20 protein-coding genes are annotated in these 22167 nt (G+C 71.2%); 15 read left to right on the forward strand and 5 right to left on the reverse strand.

Going from position 1 to position 22167, the window contains the following annotated elements; all coding sequences use genetic code 11:
• Positions 1–27: 27 nt before the first annotated feature.
• Positions 28–585 carry a peptide-methionine (S)-S-oxide reductase MsrA gene (gene msrA, locus E0493_RS00400; protein ID WP_160934934.1) on the reverse strand — a complete coding sequence of 186 codons (558 nt, stop codon included), beginning with the start codon at positions 583–585 and terminating at the stop codon, positions 28–30.
• Between the two features lie 125 nt (positions 586–710).
• On the opposite strand from msrA, the gene E0493_RS00405 reads away from it, so the two are divergent.
• Both E0493_RS00405 and E0493_RS00410 read left to right on the forward strand, forming a co-directional pair.
• Positions 711–1796: a serine hydrolase domain-containing protein gene (locus E0493_RS00405; protein WP_160934935.1), complete on the forward strand. Its 1086-nt coding sequence runs from the start codon at positions 711–713 to the stop codon at positions 1794–1796.
• A 254-nt stretch (positions 1797–2050) separates the two neighbouring features.
• On the forward strand, positions 2051–3076 hold the full coding sequence (locus E0493_RS00410) for a dipeptidase (protein ID WP_160934936.1): 1026 nt from the start codon (positions 2051–2053) through the stop codon (positions 3074–3076).
• A gap of 1 nt (position 3077) precedes the next feature.
• Here the strand turns inward: E0493_RS00410 and E0493_RS00415 are convergent, their stop codons facing one another.
• Complete coding sequence (locus E0493_RS00415) at positions 3078–3917, reverse strand: GNAT family N-acetyltransferase (protein ID WP_160934937.1); 840 nt, start codon at positions 3915–3917, stop codon at positions 3078–3080.
• A complete protein-coding gene (locus tag E0493_RS00420; protein ID WP_160934938.1) occupies positions 3914–5293 on the reverse strand; it encodes a formimidoylglutamate deiminase in 1380 nt (459 codons plus the stop codon). Before E0493_RS00420 ends, E0493_RS00415 begins: the two co-directional genes overlap by 4 nt.
• A gap of 45 nt (positions 5294–5338) precedes the next feature.
• Between E0493_RS00420 and hutC the strand changes: the two genes are divergently transcribed.
• Genes hutC through hutI form a run of 4 tightly spaced genes read left to right on the forward strand, consistent with a single transcriptional unit; the run spans position 5339 to position 10537 of the window.
• Complete coding sequence (gene hutC / locus E0493_RS00425) at positions 5339–6112, forward strand: histidine utilization repressor (RefSeq protein WP_367614428.1); 774 nt, start codon at positions 5339–5341, stop codon at positions 6110–6112.
• 25 nt (positions 6113–6137) lie between these two features.
• Positions 6138–7829, forward strand: a complete 1692-nt coding sequence (gene hutU, locus E0493_RS00430; protein WP_160934939.1) for a urocanate hydratase — start codon at positions 6138–6140, stop codon at positions 7827–7829.
• Entirely contained in the window at positions 7826–9328 is a 1503-nt protein-coding gene (hutH, locus tag E0493_RS00435; protein WP_160934940.1) for a histidine ammonia-lyase, read from the forward strand. Before hutU ends, hutH begins: the two co-directional genes overlap by 4 nt.
• Before the next feature lie 3 nt (positions 9329–9331).
• Positions 9332–10537 carry an imidazolonepropionase gene (gene hutI, locus E0493_RS00440; protein WP_160934941.1) on the forward strand — a complete coding sequence of 402 codons (1206 nt, stop codon included), beginning with the start codon at positions 9332–9334 and terminating at the stop codon, positions 10535–10537.
• A gap of 3 nt (positions 10538–10540) precedes the next feature.
• Here hutI and E0493_RS00445 read toward each other — a convergent pair whose 3' ends face one another.
• On the reverse strand, positions 10541–11737 hold the full coding sequence (locus E0493_RS00445) for an MFS transporter (protein ID WP_160934942.1): 1197 nt from the start codon (positions 11735–11737) through the stop codon (positions 10541–10543).
• A 246-nt stretch (positions 11738–11983) separates the two neighbouring features.
• Between E0493_RS00445 and pdhA the strand changes: the two genes are divergently transcribed.
• From pdhA to E0493_RS00490, 9 genes are all read left to right on the forward strand, one after another.
• Entirely contained in the window at positions 11984–13021 is a 1038-nt protein-coding gene (gene pdhA / locus E0493_RS00450; RefSeq protein ID WP_160934943.1) for a pyruvate dehydrogenase (acetyl-transferring) E1 component subunit alpha, read from the forward strand.
• A 3-nt stretch (positions 13022–13024) separates the two neighbouring features.
• Positions 13025–14440, forward strand: coding sequence for a pyruvate dehydrogenase complex E1 component subunit beta (locus E0493_RS00455; protein WP_160934944.1), 1416 nt, complete (start codon positions 13025–13027; stop codon positions 14438–14440).
• 15 nt (positions 14441–14455) lie between these two features.
• Positions 14456–15823, forward strand: a complete 1368-nt coding sequence (locus tag E0493_RS00460; RefSeq protein ID WP_160934945.1) for a pyruvate dehydrogenase complex dihydrolipoamide acetyltransferase — start codon at positions 14456–14458, stop codon at positions 15821–15823.
• A complete protein-coding gene (locus tag E0493_RS00465) occupies positions 15820–16302 on the forward strand; it encodes a GNAT family N-acetyltransferase (protein ID WP_367614429.1) in 483 nt (160 codons plus the stop codon). Before E0493_RS00460 ends, E0493_RS00465 begins: the two co-directional genes overlap by 4 nt.
• A 27-nt stretch (positions 16303–16329) precedes the next feature.
• A complete protein-coding gene (gene lpdA / locus E0493_RS00470) occupies positions 16330–17724 on the forward strand; it encodes a dihydrolipoyl dehydrogenase (RefSeq protein WP_160934947.1) in 1395 nt (464 codons plus the stop codon).
• Between the two features lie 122 nt (positions 17725–17846).
• Positions 17847–18854: a lipoyl synthase gene (lipA, locus tag E0493_RS00475; RefSeq protein ID WP_160934948.1), complete on the forward strand. Its 1008-nt coding sequence runs from the start codon at positions 17847–17849 to the stop codon at positions 18852–18854.
• Positions 18854–19345, forward strand: coding sequence for a type II toxin-antitoxin system RatA family toxin (locus tag E0493_RS00480; RefSeq protein ID WP_160934949.1), 492 nt, complete (start codon positions 18854–18856; stop codon positions 19343–19345). Before lipA ends, E0493_RS00480 begins: the two co-directional genes overlap by 1 nt.
• Positions 19346–19396: 51 nt before the next feature.
• On the forward strand, positions 19397–19597 hold the full coding sequence (locus E0493_RS00485) for a hypothetical protein (protein WP_160934950.1): 201 nt from the start codon (positions 19397–19399) through the stop codon (positions 19595–19597).
• Positions 19598–19625: 28 nt separating this feature from the next.
• Positions 19626–20693, forward strand: coding sequence for a threonine aldolase family protein (locus E0493_RS00490; RefSeq protein ID WP_160934951.1), 1068 nt, complete (start codon positions 19626–19628; stop codon positions 20691–20693).
• 37 nt (positions 20694–20730) lie between these two features.
• Here E0493_RS00490 and E0493_RS00495 read toward each other — a convergent pair whose 3' ends face one another.
• Positions 20731–22122: a dipeptidase gene (locus tag E0493_RS00495; protein ID WP_160934952.1), complete on the reverse strand. Its 1392-nt coding sequence runs from the start codon at positions 22120–22122 to the stop codon at positions 20731–20733.
• Positions 22123–22167 lie beyond the last annotated feature (45 nt).

A 22167-nucleotide genomic window follows, 5' to 3' on the forward strand; every position in this document is an offset into this window, starting at 1 on the left:
CCAGGGGGCGGCGCCCCCTGTCCAAGTTCAGGCCGCGCGCGCCTTCAGCCGGTCGTTGAAGCGCTTGCGGAACTTCGCCACCTTCGGCGCGATCACCGCGCGGCAATAGCCAGACCACGGGTTGCGCTTGAAGTAGTCCTGGTGTTCCGCCTCTGCCGGCCAGAAGGCGCCGGCGGGCTCCACCTCCGTCACCAGCGGCGCGCCCCAGATCCCCTCCGCCTCGATCTCCGCCATCACCGCCCGCGCCGTTTCCGCCTGGGCGTCCGAGGTGGTCAGGACGATGCTGCGATACTGCGGGCCGATATCGGCGCCCTGGCGGTCCTTGGTGGTAGGGTCGTGCAGGGTGAAGAAGATGCGCAGCAGGTCGGCATAAGAGAGCACGGCGGGGTCGAAGACCACCTTCACCACCTCGGCATGGCCGGTCTTCTTGCCGCAGACCTGCTCGTAGGTCGGGTTCTCGACATGGCCGCCGGCATAGCCGGAGACCACCTCCTCGACGCCCTGCAGGTCGCGATAGGCCGCGTCGATGCACCAGAAGCAGCCGCCCCCCAGGATGGCGGTTTCGCGGTTCGCGGGTTCAGGCATGCGAGCCTCCTCTGTTCGGACGCAGAGATGGGGTGGGCGCGGCGGTTCCGCATCCCTCCCCCTCGCCGCGCCCTTGGGCCTTCCCCGGCTTGCGTGGCGCGGGCGGCGCGGGCACCGTCCTGCGCATGGAATCGCCATCCTCCTTTCCGCCTATCGCCCCGGCCGAGGCCGGCTTCGACCCCGACCGGCTCGCCGCGGCAGTCGCCTTCGCCGAGGCGAGCGACAGCCCCTTCCCACGTGACCTGCTGGCGCATCTGGAGAGTGGCTTCTTCGAGCCGCCGCCGGACAACGAGGTGCTCGGCAACACCGCCGCGCGGGGCGCTCCGAACGGGCTGATCCTGCGCGAGGGCCGCCTCGTCGCGCGCTGGGGCGACACGCGCCGGGTGGACATGACCTTCAGCGTGGCCAAGAGCTACCTTGCCTTGCTCGCCGGCCTGGCGCTGGGGGACGGTCTGATCGCCGACCTCGACGCCCCTGTCTCGGCCAGCGTGCGGGACCCTGCCTTCGAGGGGCCGCAGAACGGCGCCATCACCTGGCGGATGCTGCTGCAGCAGACCAGCGAGTGGGAGGGCACCCTGTTCGGCAAGGCCGACCGGATCGATCGCGGCCGCGACCTGAAGCGCGAAGGCGCCGGGCCCAAGGGCATCGACCGGCCACTGAAGGCGCCCGGCACCTACTGGGAATACAACGACGTCCGGGTGAACGCGCTGTCGCTCGCGCTGCTGCACCGCTTCCGCCGCCCGCTGCCCGAGGTTTTCGCCGAGCGCGTCATGCACCCCATCGGCGCCAGCGCGGACTGGCGCTGGGAGGGCTACCGCACCAGCTTCGTGGAGATTGATGGCCAGCGCATCCAGTCCGTCTCCGGCGGCGGGCACTGGGGCGGCGGCGTCTTCACCCATGCCGAGGACCAGGCGCGCATCGGCCAGCTCATGCTGCAGGACGGCGTCTGGGAGGGCCGGCGCGTGCTGCCGGAGGGCTGGGTCGCCGCCTGCACCGCCCCCTGCGCGCTGAACGCCGATTACGGCCTGCTCTGGTGGCTGAACGGCCAGGGGCGCTACCCCGCCGCCAGCCGCGAAAGCTTCTTCGCCCAGGGCGCGGGCGGCAACGTGATCTGGGTGGACCCGCGCAACCGCATCGTCGGCGCCTTCCGCTGGCTGGCGCCGACAGCGTTGCCGGAGCTGCTGGCGATGGTGATGGCGGCGAAGGCCTGACAGAGGCCGTTCCCTCTCCGGAGCGGCGCCGCCGGCGGGGTCCGGCGCCTCGCGGCGGGGGCGCGGTCCGGTCCGGTCAGGTCCGGGCTTGCCACCCCGGCCGGGGCGCCGCACCCTGCCCGCGGGACGCCGCCGGAGAGAATGGCATGACCGCATCCGCCCTCCCCCGCCGCGCCGCACTGCTTCTGCGCCGCCCCGTTGACGCGGTGCACAAGGGAGCGGACCCTGAGGCCTCCACTGTATCCCGGTGAGCAATGAACGACAGCCTTTCCCCTGCCTCCGTCCATGCGGCCACCCTCACCCTGGACACGCATGTGGACATCCCCTGGCCGCACACCCCGGACCCCCGCGGCGCCACCGAGCGCTGCGTGGACTTCCCGAAGATGGAGGCCGGCGGGCTGCGGGCGGTGGTCTTCGCCGCCTATCTGCCGCAGGGCCCGCGCACGCCGGAGGCCCATGGGGATGCCGCGCGCCGCGCCGAGGCCATGCTGCGCGTCATCCGCCGCAGCGCCGGAGGCGGCAACCGCCGCATCATCGCCCGCGCGGCGGAGCTGGATGCGTTGCGCGGCACCGATGCTCTGGGCGTGCTGCTGGCGGTGGAGAATGGCTACGGCATGGGCGAGGACCTTTCCCGCCTCGCGCTCTGGCGCGGCCTCGGCGCCTGCTACGTCACCATCACGCATAATGGCCACAACCTGCTGGCCGACGCCGCCATTCCCCGCCCCGACCTGGGTGACGGCCCGGCGCTGCATGGCGGCCTCTCCTCCCTCGGCCGCGCCGCCATCGTGGAGATGAACGCGCTGGGCCTGCTGGTGGATGTCTCGCATGCCGCCAAGACCAGCATGATGCAGGCGGTGGAACTGTCGGGTGCCCCGGTGGTCGCCACGCATACCTGCTGCCGCACCTTGCGCGACCATCCGCGCAACCTCGACGACGAACAGATGGACGCCCTGCGCGCCACCGGCGGGCTGATGCAGATCACGGCCGTCCCTGGCTTCCTGCGCGGGCCGGGAGCGGACGGCAAGGTCCGCGCCACCGTCGCCGACATGGCCGACCATGTGGACTATGCCGTGCAGCGCATCGGCATCGCCCATGTCGGCCTTTCCTCCGACTTCGATGGCGGCGGCGGCGTGCAGGGCTGGATGAACGCGGCCGAAAGCGCCGGCCTCACCGCGGAACTGCAGCGCCGCGGCTACGACGCCGAGGCCATCGGCCTGCTGTGGTCCGGAAACTTCCTGCGGGTGATGCGCGCGGCGGAGGCGGTGGCGGCGGCGGGCTGAATCAGCCCAGCTCGAAGCTCGCCACGCCGAAGATCCGCTCCTGCCGCAGCGTGGGGGCGGGTCCGGCATACATCCGGGCGGTTTCGAAGGCGGACGCCATGCCGGCTTCCCGGGCCAGCGCCACCGCCGCCGGGTTGCTCTCCGGCAGGTCGAGGAAAACCGGGCCAGGCGCGCCCGCCACCAGCGCGTTGAACAGGGCACGGGCGGCGGCGGGGTCGGTGGCGGTCAGCGGGCCGAGCTTGGTGCCCTCCCGGCAGGGCCGCGCCACACCGAAGCCGCGCAACCCGCCCGCCCCGCGCACCGCCAGCGCGCAATGGCCCGGCGCCGCCATCCAGGCGCGCAGGAAGGCCTCGCGTTCGGCCGGGAAGACGCCGGCGTCCAGTGCCGCGACGTCCTGGAAGGGCACGTTCCCGGCGGGGAGCACCTCGCCCTCGCCGCCGCCGAGCCGCACAGGCGCGGCGGCGGCGAAGCGGAGGTTGCGCCAGGCGAGCACGAAGCCGGACCGAGCATAGCTCGCCTGCTGCGCGACGACGCCGTCCAGCCCCACCACGCGCCCGGCGAGCCGCGCCATGCCCGCGCGCCACAGCGCGAGGCCGACGCCCTTCCCGCGCCAGTCCGGACGCACGATGTAGAAGCCGATGAAGCCGTGCCCGCTGCCCTGCCGCACGGCGGAGATGCAGCCGGCCGCTTCGCCGCCGGCTTCGGCCAGCAGGAAGCCCTCCGGATCGGCGGCGAAGAAGGTGTCGGCGTCGTGCAGGCCGGGGTTCCAGCCCTCGTTGGCCGCCCAATCGGCCAGCAGGCCCATCTCGGCGCGACGGGCGGGACGGATGGTCGGGGTCATCGGGCAAGCCTCCTCATCGCGGCCCGAAAGCCTGCCGCGATCTTCGCCGCATGGATATGGCGCCCCTCGCGCACCACCGTCCGGCCGCCCACAACCACCTGCCACACCGGATTGCCCTGGCCGCTGAACACCCAGGCATCCAGCAGCTCATCCCTTTCCCGGCCGCAGAGCGTGGGGTGTTCCGGGTCCAGCACCACCAGGTCGCAGCGCTGCCCGGCGGCGATGCCGGCGGCCGCCCGTCCGGTGGCCTGCGCGCCGCCCGCCACCGCCGCCTCCAGCAGGTTCCGCGCGGGATGCGGGTGCGCCGCGTCGGTGGCCACGGAGCGGTGGCGCTGCGCCAGGCGCTGGCTGGTCTCGAGCTGGCGCATCTCGTCGCGCGGCGAGGTGCCCACATGGCTGTCCGTACCGAAGCCCAGCTGCCCGCCCGCCGCGCGATAGGGCGGCAGGCTGAAGATGCCGTCACCCAGCGACGCCTCAGTGCTCGGGCAGAGCCCCGCCACGGCGCCGGTCCGGGCGAGGCGCACGGCCTCGTCCTCCGTCATGTGGGTGCAGTGGATCAGGCACCAGCGCGCGTCCACGGGCGCGTTCTCCAGCAGCCATTGCACGGGCCGCGCGCCGGTGGCGGCGAGGCATTCCTCCACCTCGCGGACCTGCTCGGCGGCATGGATGTGGATGGGGCCGCCGAAGCGCGCCACCTCAGCCAGCATGGCGGGCGTCACCGCGCGCAGGGAATGCGGGGCGAGGCCCAGCCCGGCCTGCGGATCGCCGGCGATGGCGGCCCGAATGTCCTCGACGATGCGCCAGAAGCCGTCGAGGTCGTTCAGGAAGCGGCGCTGCCCCGCTGCCGGCTCCTTCCCGAAGATTCCGCCATGCCGGTAGAGGCTCGGCAGCAGGGTGAGGCCGATGCCCGCGCGGCGCGCCGCCGCCAGGTGCCGCAGCGCCATTTCCGCCGGCTCGGCATAGGGCGTGCCGTCGGGCTGGTGGTGCAGGTAGTGGAACTCGGCGACGCCGGTGAAGCCCCATTCCAGGCATTCGGCGTAAAGCTGGGCAGCGACGGCCTCCGCATCCTCCGGCGTGAAGCGGTGGACGAAGCGGTACATCGTGTTGCGCCAGGTCCAGAAGGAATCCGTCCCCCCTTCGGCGGTGCGTGCCTCGGGCGGCGAGCGGCGCTCGGCATGGCCGGCCATGGCGCGCTGGAAGGCGTGCGAATGCAGGTTCGGCACGCCGGGGACGACAACGCCTGGCAGCCGCTCGGCGGCGCCGGGGGCAGCGCCGGGCGTGACGGCGCGGATGGTGCCCACCGCATCGGCCTCGATCAGCACATCCCTCGCCCAGCCTCCGGGCAGCAGGGCTTCGGCGGTGAAGAAAAGGGTCATGGCCGGGATCGTCCTTCCGGTCTGGATGCGGGATCGTGATTCCGGTTGACGAGACTTGTCAAGACAACCACCATCCCGCCCATGCCCGACGCCGCTCCCGGCCTGCTGCCCTCGCCCAGCCCGGCCACGCCCCGCTACCAGCAGATCAAGGCCTTCATCCTCAGCCGCGTCTCCAGCGGCGAATGGTCGGCGGAGGACCGCGTGCCCTCGGAAAACGAGCTGGTGCGGATGACCGGCGTCTCCCGCGTCACCGTCAACCGTGCGCTGCGCGAGCTGGCCGATGCGGGGCTGCTGGTGCGGGTGCAGGGCGTCGGCACCTTCGTCGCGGGCGCCAAGCCGCAGTCCAGCATGCTGGAGCTGCGCGACATCGCCGAGGAGATGCAGGAGCGCGGCGGGAGGCACGAGGCGCGCGTGCTTTCCCTCGGCCGCTGCCGCGCGGACGCGGCCCTGGCCGCCGCCTTCGGCCTGCCGGAAGGGGCCGAGCTGTTCCGCTGCCGGCTGGTGCACCGGGAGAACGGCGCCCCCGTCCAGTTCGAGGACCGCGTCGTCAACCCGGTGATCGCGCCGCGCTTCCTGGAGCAGGACTTCACCCGCATCACGCCCTTCCGCTACCTGACCTCCTGCGCCCCGCCCGAGCGGGTGGAGCATGTGGTGGAGGCGATCCGCGCCGAGCCCGAGATGGCCGCGGCGCTCGACATCCCCGCCGAGGAGCCTTGCCTGCTGATCCATCGCCGGACCTGGTCCTGGCAGGTGGTGGCGACGCGCGCCTGGCTGACCCATCCCGGCACGCGCTACCGGCTCGGCGGCGCGCTGGACTGAACCGATTATCGGAAGAGACAGACCCATGTCGCAGACCCGCTTCCGCAACGCCCCCGCCATCCGCGCGCCGCGCGGCAGCACCCTGCACGCCAAGTCCTGGACCACCGAGGCGGCGATGCGGATGCTGATGAACAACCTGGACGACGAGGTCGCCGAGCGTCCGGGCGAGCTGGTCGTCTATGGCGGCATCGGCCGCGCCGCGCGCGACTGGCAATGCTACGAGACGATTCTTTCAGTGCTGCAGCGGCTGGAGGAGAACCAGACCCTCCTGGTGCAGTCCGGCAAGCCGGTCGGCGTCTTCGAGACGCACGGGGACGCGCCGCGCGTGCTCATCGCCAACTCCAACCTGGTGCCGGCCTGGGCGAACTGGGAGCACTTCAACGCGCTCGATCGCGCCGGGCTGATGATGTACGGCCAGATGACCGCGGGCTCGTGGATCTATATCGGCAGCCAGGGCATCGTGCAGGGCACCTTTGAGACCTTCGCCGAGGCCGGGCGGCAGCATTTCGGCGGCGACCTCGCCGGGCGCTGGATCCTCACCGCCGGGTTGGGCGGCATGGGCGGCGCGCAGCCGCTGGCGGGCGTCTTCGCCGGGGCGTCGGTGCTGGCGGTGGAGTGCCAGCCCTCGCGCATCGAGAAGCGGCTGGAAACCGGCTATCTCGACCACCGCGCGGAAACGCTGGACGCGGCGCTGGCGATGATCCGCACCGCCTGCGCGGAGCGGAAGGCGATCAGCGTCGGCCTGCTCGGCAATGCCGCGGAAGTCTTCCCCGAGCTGGTGCGGCGTGGCGTGGTGCCCGACATCGTCACCGACCAGACCAGCGCGCATGATCCCTCCAACGGCTATCTCCCCGCCGGCTGGACGCTGGAGGAATGGGCGGCGAAGCGCGAGAGCGACCCGAAGGCCGTTGCCGCCGCCGCCAGGAGGTCGATGGTCGCGCATGTGCAGGCCATGCTGGACTTCCAGCGCATGGGTTCCGCCGTGCTCGACTACGGCAACAACATCCGTCAGATGGCGAAGGATGAAGGGCTGGACGGCGCTTTCGGCTTCCCGGGCTTCGTGCCGGCCTATATCCGCCCGCTCTTCTGCCGCGGCATCGGCCCCTTCCGCTGGGCCGCGCTTTCCGGCGACCCAGAGGACATCCGCAAGACCGACGACAAGGTGCGGGAACTCATCCCCGACGATCCGCACCTGCATCGCTGGCTCGACATGGCGCGCGAGCGCATCCGCTTCCAGGGCCTGCCCGCGCGCATCTGCTGGGTGGGGCTCGGGCAGCGGCACCGGCTCGGCCTCGCCTTCAACGAGATGGTGGCTAGGGGCGAGTTGTCCGCGCCGGTCGTCATCGGCCGCGACCATCTGGATTCCGGCTCCGTCGCCTCGCCCAACCGCGAGACGGAGGCGATGCGGGACGGATCGGATGCCGTCAGCGACTGGCCTCTGCTCAACGCGCTGCTGAACACCGCCTCCGGCGCCACCTGGGTTTCGCTGCACCATGGCGGCGGTGTCGGCATGGGCTATTCGCAGCATGCCGGCATGGTGATCGTGGCCGACGGCACCGAGGATGCGGCGCGGCGCCTGAGGCGCGTGCTGTGGAACGACCCTGCCACCGGCGTGATGCGCCATGCCGACGCGGGCTACGATATCGCCATCGACTGCGCCCGGGAGCAGGGGCTCGACCTGCCGATGCTGGCCCAGGACAGGAGGCGCGCCCGATGATCGTCACCCCTGGCAGCGCCACGCTGCACGAGTTGCGCGCCGTGATGGAGGGCGAGGCGCTGGCGCTGCCCATGGGCTGGGAGGCGCCGGTCGAGGCGTCCGTCAACGCCCTCGCAGCCCGCATCGCCGAAGGCGAGGCGCTCTATGGCGTCAACACCGGCTTCGGCAAGCTGGCCAGCCAGCGCATTGCCGGGGCGGACCTGGCGAAGCTTCAGCGCAACCTGCTGCGCAGCCATGCCGCCGGCACCGGGCCATGCCTGCCCGCACCCGTGGTGCGGCTGATCCTGGCGATGAAGGCGCTTTCCCTGGCGCGCGGCGCCTCGGCGGTGCGGCCGCAGGTCATTGCGCAACTGCTGGCGCTGCTGGAGGGCGGCATCCTGCCCGCCATTCCGGCCAAGGGCTCCGTGGGCGCCTCGGGCGACCTGGCGCCGCTGGCGCACATGGCGCTTGTGCTGATCGGCGAGGGCGAGGCCATCATCGGCGAGGAGGTGGTGCCCGGCGCCGAGGCGCTGCGCCGCGCCGGCCTCGCACCGTTGGAACTCGGCCCGAAGGAAGGGTTGGCGCTGCTGAACGGCACGCAGGTCTCCACCGCCCTCGCCCTGGCTGGGCTCTTCACCGCCGAGGCGCTGTGGCTGACCGCGCTGGTGGCCGGCGCCCTCTCGGTGGACGCCGCGCGCGGTTCCGACACGCCCTTCGACCCCCGCATCCATGCGCTGCGCGGCCAGCCCGGACAGATCCGCACCGCCGCCGCGCTGCGCGCCCTGCTGGAGGGCAGCGCCATCCGCGAGAGCCACCGCACCGGCGACGCCCGCGTGCAGGACCCCTACTGCCTGCGCTGCCAGCCGCAGGTCATGGGCGCCTGCCTGGACCTGATGAACCACGCCGCCGCCGTGCTGACGCGCGAGGCCAATGCCGTCACCGACAACCCGCTCGTCACCGCCGAGGGCGAGGTGCTCTCGGGTGGCAACTTCCACGCCGAGCCGGTGGCCTTCGCCGCCGACAACCTCGCCCTGGTGCTGGCCGAGATCGGTGCCCTGGCCGAGCGCCGCGTCGCCCTGCTGACCGACCCCGTGCTCTCCGGCCTGCCGGCCTTCCTGGTGCGCGAGGGCGGGCTGAACTCCGGCTTCATGATCGCCCAGGTCACCGCCGCCGCCCTGGCCAGCGAGAACAAGGCGCTCGCCACCCCGCGCAGCGTGGACAGCCTGCCCACCAGCGCCAACCAGGAGGACCATGTGAGCATGGCCACCGGTGCCGCCCTGCGCCTCGCCGAGATGGCCGACAACACCGCCGCCATCCTCGCCATCGAGCTGCTGGCGGCGGCGCAGGGGGTGGGCTTCCACCGCCCCCTCGCCTCTTCGACCCCCCTGGAGGGGGCGATCGCGCGCGTCCGCGAGGTCGCCGCGCCCTGGGACGAGGACCGGCACATGGCGCCCGACATCGCCGCGGTGAAGCGGCTCGTCGAGCGCGGCGCCTTCACCGGCTTCGTCGAAGGGGGCTGAGCGGTGTTCGACCAGGTCTGGCTGAACGCCCATCTCGCGACCATGGACGGGCCGGCGGATGCGCCGCTCGGGATCATCGAGGACGGCGCGCTCGCGGTGCGGGATGGCCGCATCGCCTGGATCGGCCGCCGCGCCGAGCTGCCCGGCCCCGCCGCTGCCACCACGGACTGCGACGGCGCCTGGCTCCTGCCCGGCCTGATCGACTGCCACACGCACCTGGTCTTCGGCGGCGACCGCGCGGCGGAATTCGAGCAGCGGCTGGCCGGCGCCACCTATGAGGAGATCGCCCGCGCCGGTGGCGGCATCTTTTCCAGCGTGCGCGCCACCCGTGAGGCCAGCGAGGCGGCGCTGCTGGCCGCCGCCACACCCCGGCTGCGGGGGCTGATGGCCGAAGGCGTCACCACGGTCGAGATCAAGTCCGGCTATGGGCTGGAGCTCGAAAGCGAGCTGAAGATGCTGCGCGTCGCCCGCCGGCTGGCCGCCGCGCATCCGGTGGAGGTCGCCACCACCCTGCTCGCCGCCCATGCGGTGCCGCCGGACTTCCCCGGCGGCGCGAATGCCTACACCAATTTCGTGGCGACCGAAATCATTCCAGCCGCCGCCACCTCCGGGCTGGCCGATGCGGTGGATGCCTTCTGTGAGCGCATCGCCTTCTCGCCCGAGCAGACCGCCCGCGTCTTCGAGGCCGCTGAGGCCGCGGGCCTGCCGGTCAAGCTGCACGCCGACCAGCTCTCCGACCTCGGCGGTGCCGCCCTGGCCGCGCGGCATGGCGCGCTCTCCGCCGACCACCTGGAGCATGCCAGCGCGGAAGGGCTGCGCGCGATGGCCGAGGCGGGCAGCGTCGCGGTGCTGCTGCCCGGCGCCACCTATTTCCTGCGCGACGCGAAGCACCCGGACATCGGCGCCATGCGCGCCGCCGGGGTCCGCATGGCGCTCTCCACGGACCTCAACCCCGGCTCGTCCCCCGCGCGTTCGCTGCTGCTGATGCTGAACATGGGCTGCACGCTGTTCCGGCTGACGGTCGCCGAGGCGCTGCTCGGCGTCACCCGCCATGCCGCCGCCGCGCTGGGCCTGGGCGACCGTGGTGTGCTGCGGGCGGGAATGCGGGCCGACCTCGCGCTCTACCGCATCGGGCGGCCGGCCGAGTTGTGCTACTGGCTCGGCGGCAATCCCTGCGTCGGCCGGGTGGTGGGGGGCCGGAGCGCCTGAGCCTCACGCCGGCGCCGGCATCGCACGCAGCCGCCGCAGCGGCGAGGCGGCAACCACCACCAGCGACAGCGTGAAGCCGAGCGCCACCAGCCAGAGCGTGGCGCCGAAGCCCATCTGCGCCGCCAGCGCGCCGCCCGCCAGCGCGCCGAGCGGCCGCACGCCGAACACCGCCACCTGCATGGTCGCCCCTACCCGGCCGAGCAACGCCGGTGGCGTCACCACCTGCCGCAGGCTGGTCTGCACCACCTGCCAAAGCATCGGCCCAAAGCCGAGCAGGAACTGCGCCATCGCCACCAGCCCCAGCCGGGCGCCGGGCGTCCCGGCCCGCAAGGCCGCGCCCCAGGCCAGCATGGCCAGCACCGAAAGCGCCGGCCCGGCCAGCAGCATCCGGCCTGGCGCCTGCCGTGGCGCCAGGCGCCCCGCCAGCAGTGCGCCGGCCATCAGCCCCGCGCCGTAGCCGCCGATCGCCAGGCCGGCGAGGCGTGGCGAGAGCTGCAGCACCTCCAGCGCCAGCGGCATGGCAACGGCGGCGAGCGCGAAAAAGGCGAAGTTCCAGGCCACCGCCGCGGTGGCCACCGCGCGCAGCAGGGGCTGATCCCAGACGAAGCGGGCGCCAGCCGAGAGAAGGTGCAGCATCGGACGAGGTTCGGCGGAGGGCGGCACACCCGGTGTGGGTAATCCGCCTGCTCCCAGTGCCGCGAGGGCGGCCAGCCCAGCCGCCAGCAGCAAAGCCCCCTCCGGCCGCCCGAGCGCCGCCAGCGTCCCGGCCAGGGGCGCGGCTAACAGCGTCGCCGCGGCGCGGGCCAGTTCCAGCCGCGCATTGGCGAGCGGCAGGCCGTCCCGCCCGACCAGTTCGGGCAGGATGGCGAAGCTGGCCAGCACCGTCACCACCGTTCCGGCGGCCGCCAGCATCACCAGCATCGCCAGCACGGGCGCCGCGGCGACGGAAAGGCTGGCCGGCACCAACGCCAGCGCGGCAATGGCTGAGGCCGCCACCATGAGCCGGCGCCGTGGAAAGCGGTCCACCCAGGCGCCGGCGGGCAGCGACAGCAGAAGCCACGCCGCACCCTGAGCGGCCACCAGCATCCCGGCCAGCGCAGGGCCGCCCGGCATCAGCAGCGTGGCAATCAGCGGCAGCGCCGCCAAGGCGAGTTGATCGGCGGCATGGATGCCGAAGTTCGTCAGGAGCAAACGACGCATGGATTTCGCCTCGGAGGAGTGAGGCGAAAGATTCGACCAGAACAACGGCGCAGAACCATCCGCCCATTGCGCCCGTTCATATGCTTTCCGTGGTTAAACTTGATCCTGGTTAATCTACATATTGCGGTGCAGCATCAGAGGGTTAGCCCTTGCGCGAAGCTTGCAGACTGGGCGGGAGCCACGTATCTCCGGCCTTGCAACGCCGCCAATTCCTGCGCGGCGGCCAACGAATCATGGAGCAGCCGGATGGTTAAAGGCGCCGAAGCGGGCACCACCAAGCGTCGCGGCAGGGCAAAGGCGCCGCCAGCCGATTCCTCCGCGCTCCCTCAGGAGCGTCTGCTTCAGGCCTACCGGGACATGCTGCTGATCCGCCGCTTTGAGGAGAAGGCGGGCCAGCTCTACGGGATGGGCCTGATCGGAGGCTTCTGCCACCTCTATATCGGCCAGGAAGCGGTTGTCGTCGGCATGCAGATGTGCCTGCAGCCGGGTGACCAGGTGATCACCTCCTACCGCGACCATGGCCATATGCTCGCCACCGGCATGGAGGCGCGCGGCGTGATGGCCGAGCTCACCGGGCGCGAGGGCGGCTATTCCAAGGGCAAGGGCGGCTCCATGCACATGTTCAGCCGCGAGAAGGGCTTCTTCGGCGGCCATGGCATCGTCGGCGCGCAGGTCTCGCTCGGTACCGGCCTCGCCTTCGCCAACATGTACCGCGACAACGGCAATGTCTGCCTGACCTATTACGGCGAGGGCGCGGCGAACCAGGGCCAGGTGTACGAGAGCTACAACCTCGCCGCCCTGTTCAAGCTGCCGGTCGTCTATATCATCGAGAACAACCGCTACGGCATGGGCACCTCCATGGAGCGCGCCTCGGCCTCCAAGGACCGGTCCAAGGACGGCGCGCCCTGGAACATCCCTGGCGAGCAGGTGGACGGCATGGACGTCGAGGCGGTCCGCCTCGCCGGTGAGCGCGCCGTGGCCCACTGCCGCGAAGGCAAGGGCCCCTACATCCTGGAGATGCTGACCTACCGCTACCGCGGCCACTCGATGTCCGATCCGGCGAAATACCGCACGCGCGAGGAAGTGCAGAAGATGCGCGAGCAGCACGACCCGATCGAGACCGCGCGCAAGCGCCTGCTGGAGCGCGGCCAGGACGAGGCCGGGCTGAAGACGGTGGACGACGACGTGAAGCGCATCGTCGCCGAGGCGGCGGACTTCGCCCAGAGCTCGCCGGAGCCGGACGAGAGCGAGCTGTGGACCGATATTCTGGTGGAGGCTCGCTGACCGATGGGTGCGACGATCCTGATGCCCGCCCTCTCGCCCACCATGACCGAGGGGAAGCTGGCGCGCTGGCTGAAGAAGGAAGGCGACAGCGTCGCCGCCGGCGACGTGATCGCCGAGATCGAGACCGACAAGGCCACGATGGAGGTCGAGGCGGTCGATGAGGGCACGCTGACCAAGCTCCTCGTCGCCGAGGGCACCGAGAACGTGGCGGTGAACTCGCCGATCGCCGAGATCGACGGCGGGGATGGCGGCAACGCCTCCGCCGGACCCCAGCAGCCGGTCTCCAACGCCACCATGCAGGGCGGCGAGACGGGGGCGATCGCCGAGCAGGCCGAGGACCATGGCGCCGTGGCCGCGCGCGGCGCGCAGGAGCGCCCCGAGGCCAAGGCCGAGCCCAAGATGCCCGCCGCTGAGCCCGAGAAGGACTGGGGCGAGACCAAAAGCATCACCGTGCGCGAGGCGCTGCGCGATGCCATGGCCGCCGAGATGCGGGCCGACGACAAGGTGTTCCTGATGGGCGAGGAAGTCGCCCAATACCAGGGCGCCTACAAGATCTCCCAGGGTTTGCTGGACGAGTTCGGCCCGAAGCGGGTGGTGGACACGCCCATCACCGAGCACGGTTTCACCGGCATGGCGGTGGGCGCTGCCTTCACCGGGCTGAAGCCGATCGTCGAGTTCATGACCTTCAACTTCTCCATGCAGGCGATCGACCAGATCGTGAACAGCGCCGCCAAGACGCTGTACATGTCCGGCGGCCAGCTCGGCTGCCCGATCGTCTTCCGCGGCCCGAACGGCGCGGCCGCCCGCGTGGCGGCGCAGCACAGCCAGGACTACGCCTCCTGGTTCGCGCATGTGCCCGGGCTGAAGGTGGTCGCCCCCTGGTCCGCGGCCGACGCGAAGGGCCTGCTGCGCGCCGCCATCCGCGACCCGAACCCGGTGATCGTGCTGGAGAACGAGATCCTCTACGGCCAGAGCTTCGAGTGCCCGACCGCCGAGGACTTCATCCTGCCGATCGGCAAGGCCAAGGTGGAGCGCCAGGGCAAGGACGTCACCATCGTCGCCTACAGCATCGAGGTGGGCCTGGCGATGCAGGCGGCCGAGAAGCTGGCCGAGGAGGGCATCGAGGCCGAGGTGGTCAACCTCCGCACCATCCGCCCGCTGGACATCGACACGGTCGTCGCCTCGGTGAAGAAGACCAACCGCCTCGTCACCGTCGAGGAGGGCTGGGCCTTCTCCGGCATCGGCGGCGAGGTGGCGATGCAGGTGATCGAGCACGCCTTCGACCACCTGGACGCCCCGCCGGTGCGCGTCGCCGGCAAGGACGTGCCGATGCCCTATGCGGCCAACCTCGAGAAGCTGGCCCTGCCGACCATCGCGGACGTCATCGACGCCGTGAAGCAAGCCACCTACCGGAAGTAAGGGGAACGCGGGACGATGGCCACCAACATCCTGATGCCCGCGCTTTCCCCCACCATGACGGAGGGGACGCTCGCGCGCTGGCTGAAAAAGGAAGGCGAGCCGGTCAAGGCCGGCGACATCATCGCCGAAATCGAGACCGACAAGGCCACCATGGAGTTCGAGGCCGTGGATGAGGGCATCCTCGGCAAGATCCTGGTGCAGGACGGCACCGAGGGCGTGAAGGTCAACGCCCCGATCGGCATCCTGGTCGAGGAAGGCGAGGCGGTGCCCGAAGGCGCCGGCGCCGCGCCGAAGGCGGTCCCGAAGCCGGAGGCGCCGCCGAAGCAGGAGACCACCCCGGCGAGCAAGCCGGCCTCCGGTCCCGGCGAGCAGCAGCCCAAGGCCGCCACGGCCAACGAGAACAAGCCGGCGCCGAAGCCAGCCGCCGGCGCGGCCGAGGCGGGCGACCGCGTCTTCGCCTCCCCCCTCGCCCGCCGCATGGCGAAGCAGGCGGGGCTGGAGCTTTCCGGCATCCAGGGCTCCGGCCCGAACGGCCGCATCGTGAAGGCCGACATCGAGGCGGCCGCGGCGCAGCCGAAGACCGCGCCGGCCGCCAGGGCCGAGCCGGCGGCTGCGGCACCGACCACCGCCAGCCCCGCCGCCGCCGCGGCGCAGGCCCCGAAGGCGCCCGCGGCGCCGATCACGGCGCCGCACACCGCCGTGCCCAACTCCTCCATGCGCAAGGTGATCGCCAAGCGCCTGGCGGAGAGCAAGGCGACGGTGCCGCATTTCTACGTCACCATGGACATCGAGCTCGACGCGCTGCTGAAGCTGCGCGCCGACCTCAATGGCCGCGCGCCGAAGGAGGGCCCCGGCGCCTTCAAGCTCTCGGTGAACGACCTGATCATCAAGGCGGCCGCCCGGGTGCTGCGCCAGTTCCCGAGCGTCAACGCCTCCTGGACCGACGACGCCATCATCCAGTACCACGACGTGGACATCTCGGTGGCCGTCTCGATCCCCGAGGGGCTGATCACGCCGATCGTGCGCAAGGCCGACCAGAAGGGCCTCGCCGCCATCAGCAACGAGATGAAGGACCTGGCCGCCCGCGCCAAGTCCGGCAAGCTCAAGCTGGAGGAATTCCAGGGCGGCGGCTTCAGCATCTCCAACATGGGGATGTTCGGGGTGTCGGACTTCGCGGCGATCATCAACCCGCCGCAGGCCGGCATCCTGGCGGTCAGCGCCGGGCAGCAGCGCCCGGTGGTGAAGGACGGCGCGCTGGCCATCGCCACGGTGATGACCTGCACCCTCTCGGTCGATCACCGCGTGGTGGACGGTGCGCTGGCCGCCGAATGGATCGCCGCCTTCAAGAAGGTGGTCGAGGACCCGCTGAGCCTGATGCTGTGAGCGGCGCGCCCGGCTTCACCCTGCGCGAGATCCGCCCGCGCGACGCGGAGGAGGTTCTCCGCCTCGTGCAGGCGCTCGCCGACTACGAGAAGCTGGGGCACGAGGTGGTGGCCACCGCGCAGGATTATTACGGCGCGCTGGCCACCCGCCGCATCCAGGGGCTGCTGGCGGAGGTGGAGGGCGAGGCCGTCGGCGTCTGCCTGTGGTACGAGACCTTCAGCACCTTCGCCGGCCGCTCCGGCCTCTGGATCGAGGATGTCTTCGTCGATCCGGCGCATCGCCGGCACGGCATCGGCCTCGCCTTCTTCCGCGCCGCGGCGCGTAAGGCCCTGGAAAGCGGCCATGCCTGGGTGGAATGGAACGTGCTCGACTGGAACGAGCCCGCCATCGCCTTCTACAGGCGGATCGGCGCGGTCGGGCGCGAGGAATGGACCGATCAACGCCTCTCCGGTGAAGCGCTGCGCGCGCTGGCCGGCTGAGACACCGCCTCAAGGGAGCCGGAGAGCATGGCCGAGCAGTTCGATCTGGTGGTGGTGGGCGGCGGGCCCGGCGGCTATGTCGCCGCCATCCGCGCCGCCCAGCTCAAGATGAAGACCGCCGTGGTGGAGCGCGAGCACCTGGGCGGCATCTGCCTCAACTGGGGCTGCATCCCCACCAAGGCGCTGCTGCGCGCCTCCGAGATCAACCACCTGCTGCACAATCTCGGCCCCTATGGCTTCGCGGCCGACAACGTGCGCTTCGACTTCAGCGCGGTGGTGAAGCGCTCCCGCCAGGTTTCCGGGCAGCTCTCCTCGGGCGTGCGCGGGCTGATGAAGAAGCACAAGGTCACCGTGTTCGACGGCAGCGGCAAGCTGGCCGGTCCCGGCAAGCTCACCGTGAGCAAGGAGGGGCAGCCCGCCGCCGAGTTGCAGGCCAAGAACATCATCCTGGCCACCGGCGCCCGCGCCCGCGTCATTCCCGGCTTGGAGCCGGACGGCAAGCTGATCTGGAGCTACCGCGAGGCGCTGGTGCCGAACATCATGCCGAAGAAGCTGATCGTGGTCGGCTCCGGCGCGATCGGCAGCGAGTTCGCCTCCTTCTTCCTGAACATGGGCGCCGAGGTCACGCTGATCGAGGTGATGGACCGCATCCTGCCGGTTGAGGACGCCGAGGTCTCCGCCTTCGTGCAGAAATCCTTCACCAAGCAGGGCATGAAGGTGCTGACCGGCGCCCGCGTGCAGGGCGTCCGCAAGTCGGGCGACGGGCTGACCGCCATTGTCGAGGCGAACGGCAAGGTGCAGGAGATCCAGGCGGACCGGCTGATCTCCGCGGTCGGCATCGTCGGCAATGTGGAGAATATCGGCCTGGAAGGCACCAGGATTAAGGTCGAGAAGACGCATGTCGTCACCGACCCGCTCGGCCGCACCGGCGAGGAAGGCGTCTGGGCCATCGGCGACCTGACCGGCGCCCCCTGGCTGGCCCACAAGGCCATGCATGAGGGCGTGGTCACCGTCGAGGCCATCGCGGGAATGCACCCGCACCCGACCGACATCAGCAACATCCCGGGCTGCACCTATTGCCGGCCGCAGGTCGCCTCCGTCGGTCTCACCGAGGCCCGCGCGAAGGAGATGGGCTACGAGGTCCGGGTGGGCCGCTTCCCCTTTATCGGCAATGGCAAGGCCATCGCGCTGGGCGAGCCGGAGGGCTTCGCCAAGACGGTGTTCGACGCCAAGACCGGCGCCATGCTCGGCGCCCACATGGTCGGGCCGGAGGTCACCGAGATGATCCAGGGCTACACCATCGCGCGCACCCTGGAGACCACCGAGGCGGAGCTGATGCACACCGTCTTCCCGCACCCCACCGTCTCCGAAGCCATGCACGAGGCGGTGCTTGATGCCTATGGCCAGGTGCTCCACATCTGAGCGGAGCGTGGCGCGGGGGCGTTCTCTCGCCTTCGCGCCCGGAATGCCTTTATAGAGCACGGCCAGCGGCCCGCTCCGGAACCGACCGGCGCGAGCCGACCGGCAAGGAGCCAGAATTCCGAATGGCCACCCGTATCCTGATCGATCACCGGGCCGGCGGCGCCGTCGCCGGCGCCGAGGGCAACGCCCCCAGGCCGCTGCGCCACCCCGAGAAGGCGCACCGCCCGGACAACCCGATCAAACGCAAGCCGGACTGGATCCGGGTCAAGGCGCCGACCCACCCGATCTACCACGAGACGCGCAACCTGATGCGCGACAACAAGCTGGTGACGGTGTGCGAGGAGGCGGCCTGCCCGAACATCGGGGAGTGCTGGTCGCAGCGCCACGCCACCATGATGATCATGGGCGAGATCTGCACCCGCGCCTGCTCCTTCTGCAACATCACGACAGGCATGCCCAAGACGCTGGATGCGGATGAGCCGCGCCGCGTGGCCGATGCCGTGGCCAAGCTCGGGCTGCGGCATGTGGTGATCACCAGCGTGGACCGGGACGACCTGGCCGACGGGGGCGCCGCGCATTTCGCCGCCGTGATCGCCGCCATCCGCATTGCCGCGCCCGAGACCACCATCGAGATCCTGACCCCTGACTTCCTGCGCAAGGACGGCGCGCTGGAGGTGGTGGTGGCCGCGAGGCCGGACGTCTTCAACCACAACCTGGAAACGGTGCCGAAGCTCTACCCCAGCATCCGCCCGGGCGCGCGCTACTTCCACTCCCTGCGCCTGCTGGATCGGGTCAAGGAGCTGGACCCCTCGATCTTCACCAAGTCCGGCGTGATGGTGGGCCTGGGCGAGACGCGGACCGAGGTGCTGCAGGTGATGGACGACATGCGCAGCGCGGAGGTCGACTTCCTGACCATCGGCCAGTACCTCCAGCCCACGGTGAAGCATGCGGCGGTGGACCGCTTCGTGGAGCCGGCCGAGTTCGAGGACTACGCCCGCATGGCGCGCAGCAAGGGCTTCCTGCTGGTTTCCGCCACGCCGCTGACCCGCTCCTCCTACCACGCCGACCGTGATTTCGCCGCGTTGCGGGACGCACGCAACGCCCGGCTCCGCGGCGGCGTTGCTGCCTGATGCCGACCCATGCCGAGAAGCGCCTCCTGCGCTATACGCCCGAGCAGATGTTCAATCTGGTGGCGGATGTCCGCCGCTACCCGGAGTTCCTGCCCTGGTGCGTGGGGGCGCGGATCGTCTCGCATACCGATCAGGAGCTGGTGGCCGACCTGACCATCGGCTTCAAGATGTTCCGGGAAACCTTCCGCTCCCGGGTGCTGCTGGAGCGGCCGCACAGCGTCCGCGTGCGCTACGAGAACGGCCCCTTCCGCTACCTCAACAACAACTGGACCTTCACGGCGGCCGAGGGCGGGACCGAGGTCGATTTCTTCGTTGATTTCGAGTTCCGGTCACGGCTGCTGCAGGCCGTCATCGGCACGGTCTTCAATGAGGCGGTGCGGCTGATGGTGCGCGCCTTCGAGCGCCGGGCGATGGTGCTCTACGGGCGCAACGGGGCGGCCCAGGCCGCGAGCGGCGCACCGGTTCCGGGCAACTCGCCCGCCGCGCAATAAAACGCGCCAGGCACCGGCCGCGAGGGGCTGACGGCACCGGTTCCGCCTGCCATGCTGCCGGCACCGATGCCGATCGCCCTGATCCTGCTCGCCGCCCTGGCGGCCCTCATCTACTGGCAGTCCACGGGCCAGGCCCTGTTGCAGGGCCTGCCCGGCTGGCTCTTCCCCGCCCTTGCCGGGTTGCTGGTGCTGTTCGTGGTCTATCGCCTCGCCCGGTGGCTCTACGTCTCGATCACCGACCTCTCCGACTGAGCCCGTCTCCCAGCAAAGGTCCGCCCTGATGGTGCATGCCCCGTCCCGCCCCCCTGTCGGCGCCCCGCCGGTCCGCATCAACCTCTACTCGGACACCCAGACCCGCCCGAGCCTGGCCATGAAGGAGGCCATGATGGCCGCCGAGGTCGGCGACGAGCAGTTCGGCGACGACCCGACGGTGAACGCCCTCTGCGACCGCATGGCGGCGCTGATGGGCAAGGAGGCGGCGGTCTTCCTGCCCTCCGGCACCATGTGCAACGTCATTGCCATCCGCACCCATTGCCGCGCCGGCGACGAGGTGTTGGCGCATGAGACGGCGCATATCCTGTCCAGCGAGGGTGGCACGCATGCCGCCACCACCGGCGTGCAGATCCACCCGTTGAAGGGTGCGCGCGGCATGTTCGATGCCGACACCCTGCGCGCCGCCATCCGCCCGGGCGGCCGCTACAGCCCGCCGCAGCGCCTGCTGGAGGTGGAGCAGACCGCCAATATCGGCGGTGGCGGCATCTGGCCGCAGGACCAGCTCGATGCCGTTGTCGCCGTGGCGCGCGAGCAGGGCTGGGCCACCCATATGGACGGCGCCCGGCTGATGAACGCCGTGGTCGGCGCCGGCATCCCCGCCGCCGAGATGGTGGCCGGCTTCGACTCCGTCTGGCTGGACTTCACCAAGGGGCTGGGCGCACCGCTCGGCGCGGTGCTCTGCGGCTCCGCCGAGTTCATCGGCCACGCCTGGCGCTGGAAGCAGCGGCTGGGCGGCTCGATGCGGCAGGCCGGCATCTGCGCCGCCGCCTGCCTCTACGCGCTGGACCACAACATCGACCGTCTCGCCGAAGACCATGCCAACGCCAGGACCCTGGCGCGCGGCCTGCGGCAGATCGCGGGCATGGATGTCGAGGAGCCGGACACCAACCTGGTGTTCTTCAACCCCGCCGGCACCGGCCTCACCGCCGCGGATCTGGTGGGTGCGCTGCGGCTGCAGGGCATCCACCTCTCCATGCTGGGCGGCCGCATCCGCGCCTGCACGCATCTCGACGTGACGGCGGGGATGATCGAGGAAACCCTCGGCGCCATTCGCGCGGCGGTGGCCAAGGGCTGAAGCAAGGCTGGGGGAAGGAATTCCCCCAAGCTTCCCTTTACTTCGCGAGCTTCCCGAGCAGCCGGACATGGCTGCGCGCACCGGCATGCAGGCAGCTCAACTCAAACTTCTCGTTCGGGCTGTGCACCTGGTCGTCGTCCAGGCCGAAGCCCATCAGCAGGCTGTCCAGCCCCAGGATGCCCTTCAGGCTGGAGGCCACCGGGATCGAGCCACCGCCGCCGGCACGCACCGCCGGCTTGCCGAATTCCTCCTGCAGAACAACCTCGGCCGCCTTCAGCCAGGGCGAATCCAGGGGCACGGAAACGGCCGGCGCCGTGCCGAAGACCTGCAATTCGAATCTGGCATCGGCCGGAAGGCGGGCCTTCACGAAGGCACGGATGCCCTCGACGATCTTCTCCGGGTCCTGCCCCGGCACCAGCCGGCAGGACAGCTTGGCGTGCCCCTCGCAGGCAATGACGGTCTTGGACCCCTCGCCCATGTAGCCGCCCCAGACGCCGTTGACGTCGGCGGTCGGGCGCGCCCAGAGGCGCTCCGGCGCGCTCCGCCCCTTCTCGCCGCCGGGCACGGAAAGGCCCTGCGCGCCGAGGAAGGCGGCCTCGTCGAAGCCCAGCGCCTCCCAGGCGGCACGCTGCTCGGCGCCAGGCTCGGCCACGCCATCATAGAAGCCGGGGATCTGGATGCGGCCATCGGCATCCTTGAGGTCGCCGAGGATGCGGGTCAGCAGGTTCAGCACGTTGCCGGCCGAGCCCCCGAACAGGCCGGAATGCAGGTCCCGGTCGCCGAGCTTGAGGTCGATCTGCACATAGACCATGCCGCGCAGGCTGATGGTCAGCGCAGGGGTCTGCGGGTCCCACATGTTGGTGTCGCTGATCAGCGCGACGTCGGCGGCCAGCGTGGCCTTCTCCGCCTCCAGCACGGCATCGAGGTTGGGGCTGCCGACCTCCTCCTCGCCCTCCACCAGCACCGTGACGCGCACCGGCGGCGCGCCCGCCGCGGTGTTCCAGGCGCGCAGCGCCGCCAGCCAGGTCATCACCTGGCCTTTGTCGTCCACCGCGCCGCGGGCAACGATGCGCGGCCCGCGCGGCCCGTCGGTGACCACCGGCGCGAAGGGGGGGCTTTTCCAGAGTTCCAGCGGCTCCGGCGGCTGCACGTCGTAGTGGCCGTAGATCAGCACATGCGGCACGTCGCCGCCGGGGCCGGGATGCGTGGCGATCACCACCGGATGGCCGGGCGTGTCGCGCAGCCGCGCCTGGAAGCCCAGCGCCACCAGCTCGCGGGACAGCCACTCGGCGGCGGCGCGGCAGTCGGGCGCATGAGCGGGCTGCGCGCTGACGCTGGGGATGCGCAGCCATTCGAGCAGGCTGGCCTCGGTATCGGCACGGGCGGAGTCGAGCGCGGCAAGAGCCTGCGTGGTCTTTTCATTCGGCATGGCGGCGAAGTCTCGCGCCAAGCCGCCGGCAAGGAAAGACCGCTT

Origin of the sequence: Teichococcus coralli (genome assembly GCF_009829925.1) — a bacterium.
Classification (GTDB): Bacteria; Pseudomonadota; Alphaproteobacteria; order Acetobacterales; family Acetobacteraceae; genus Pseudoroseomonas; species Pseudoroseomonas coralli.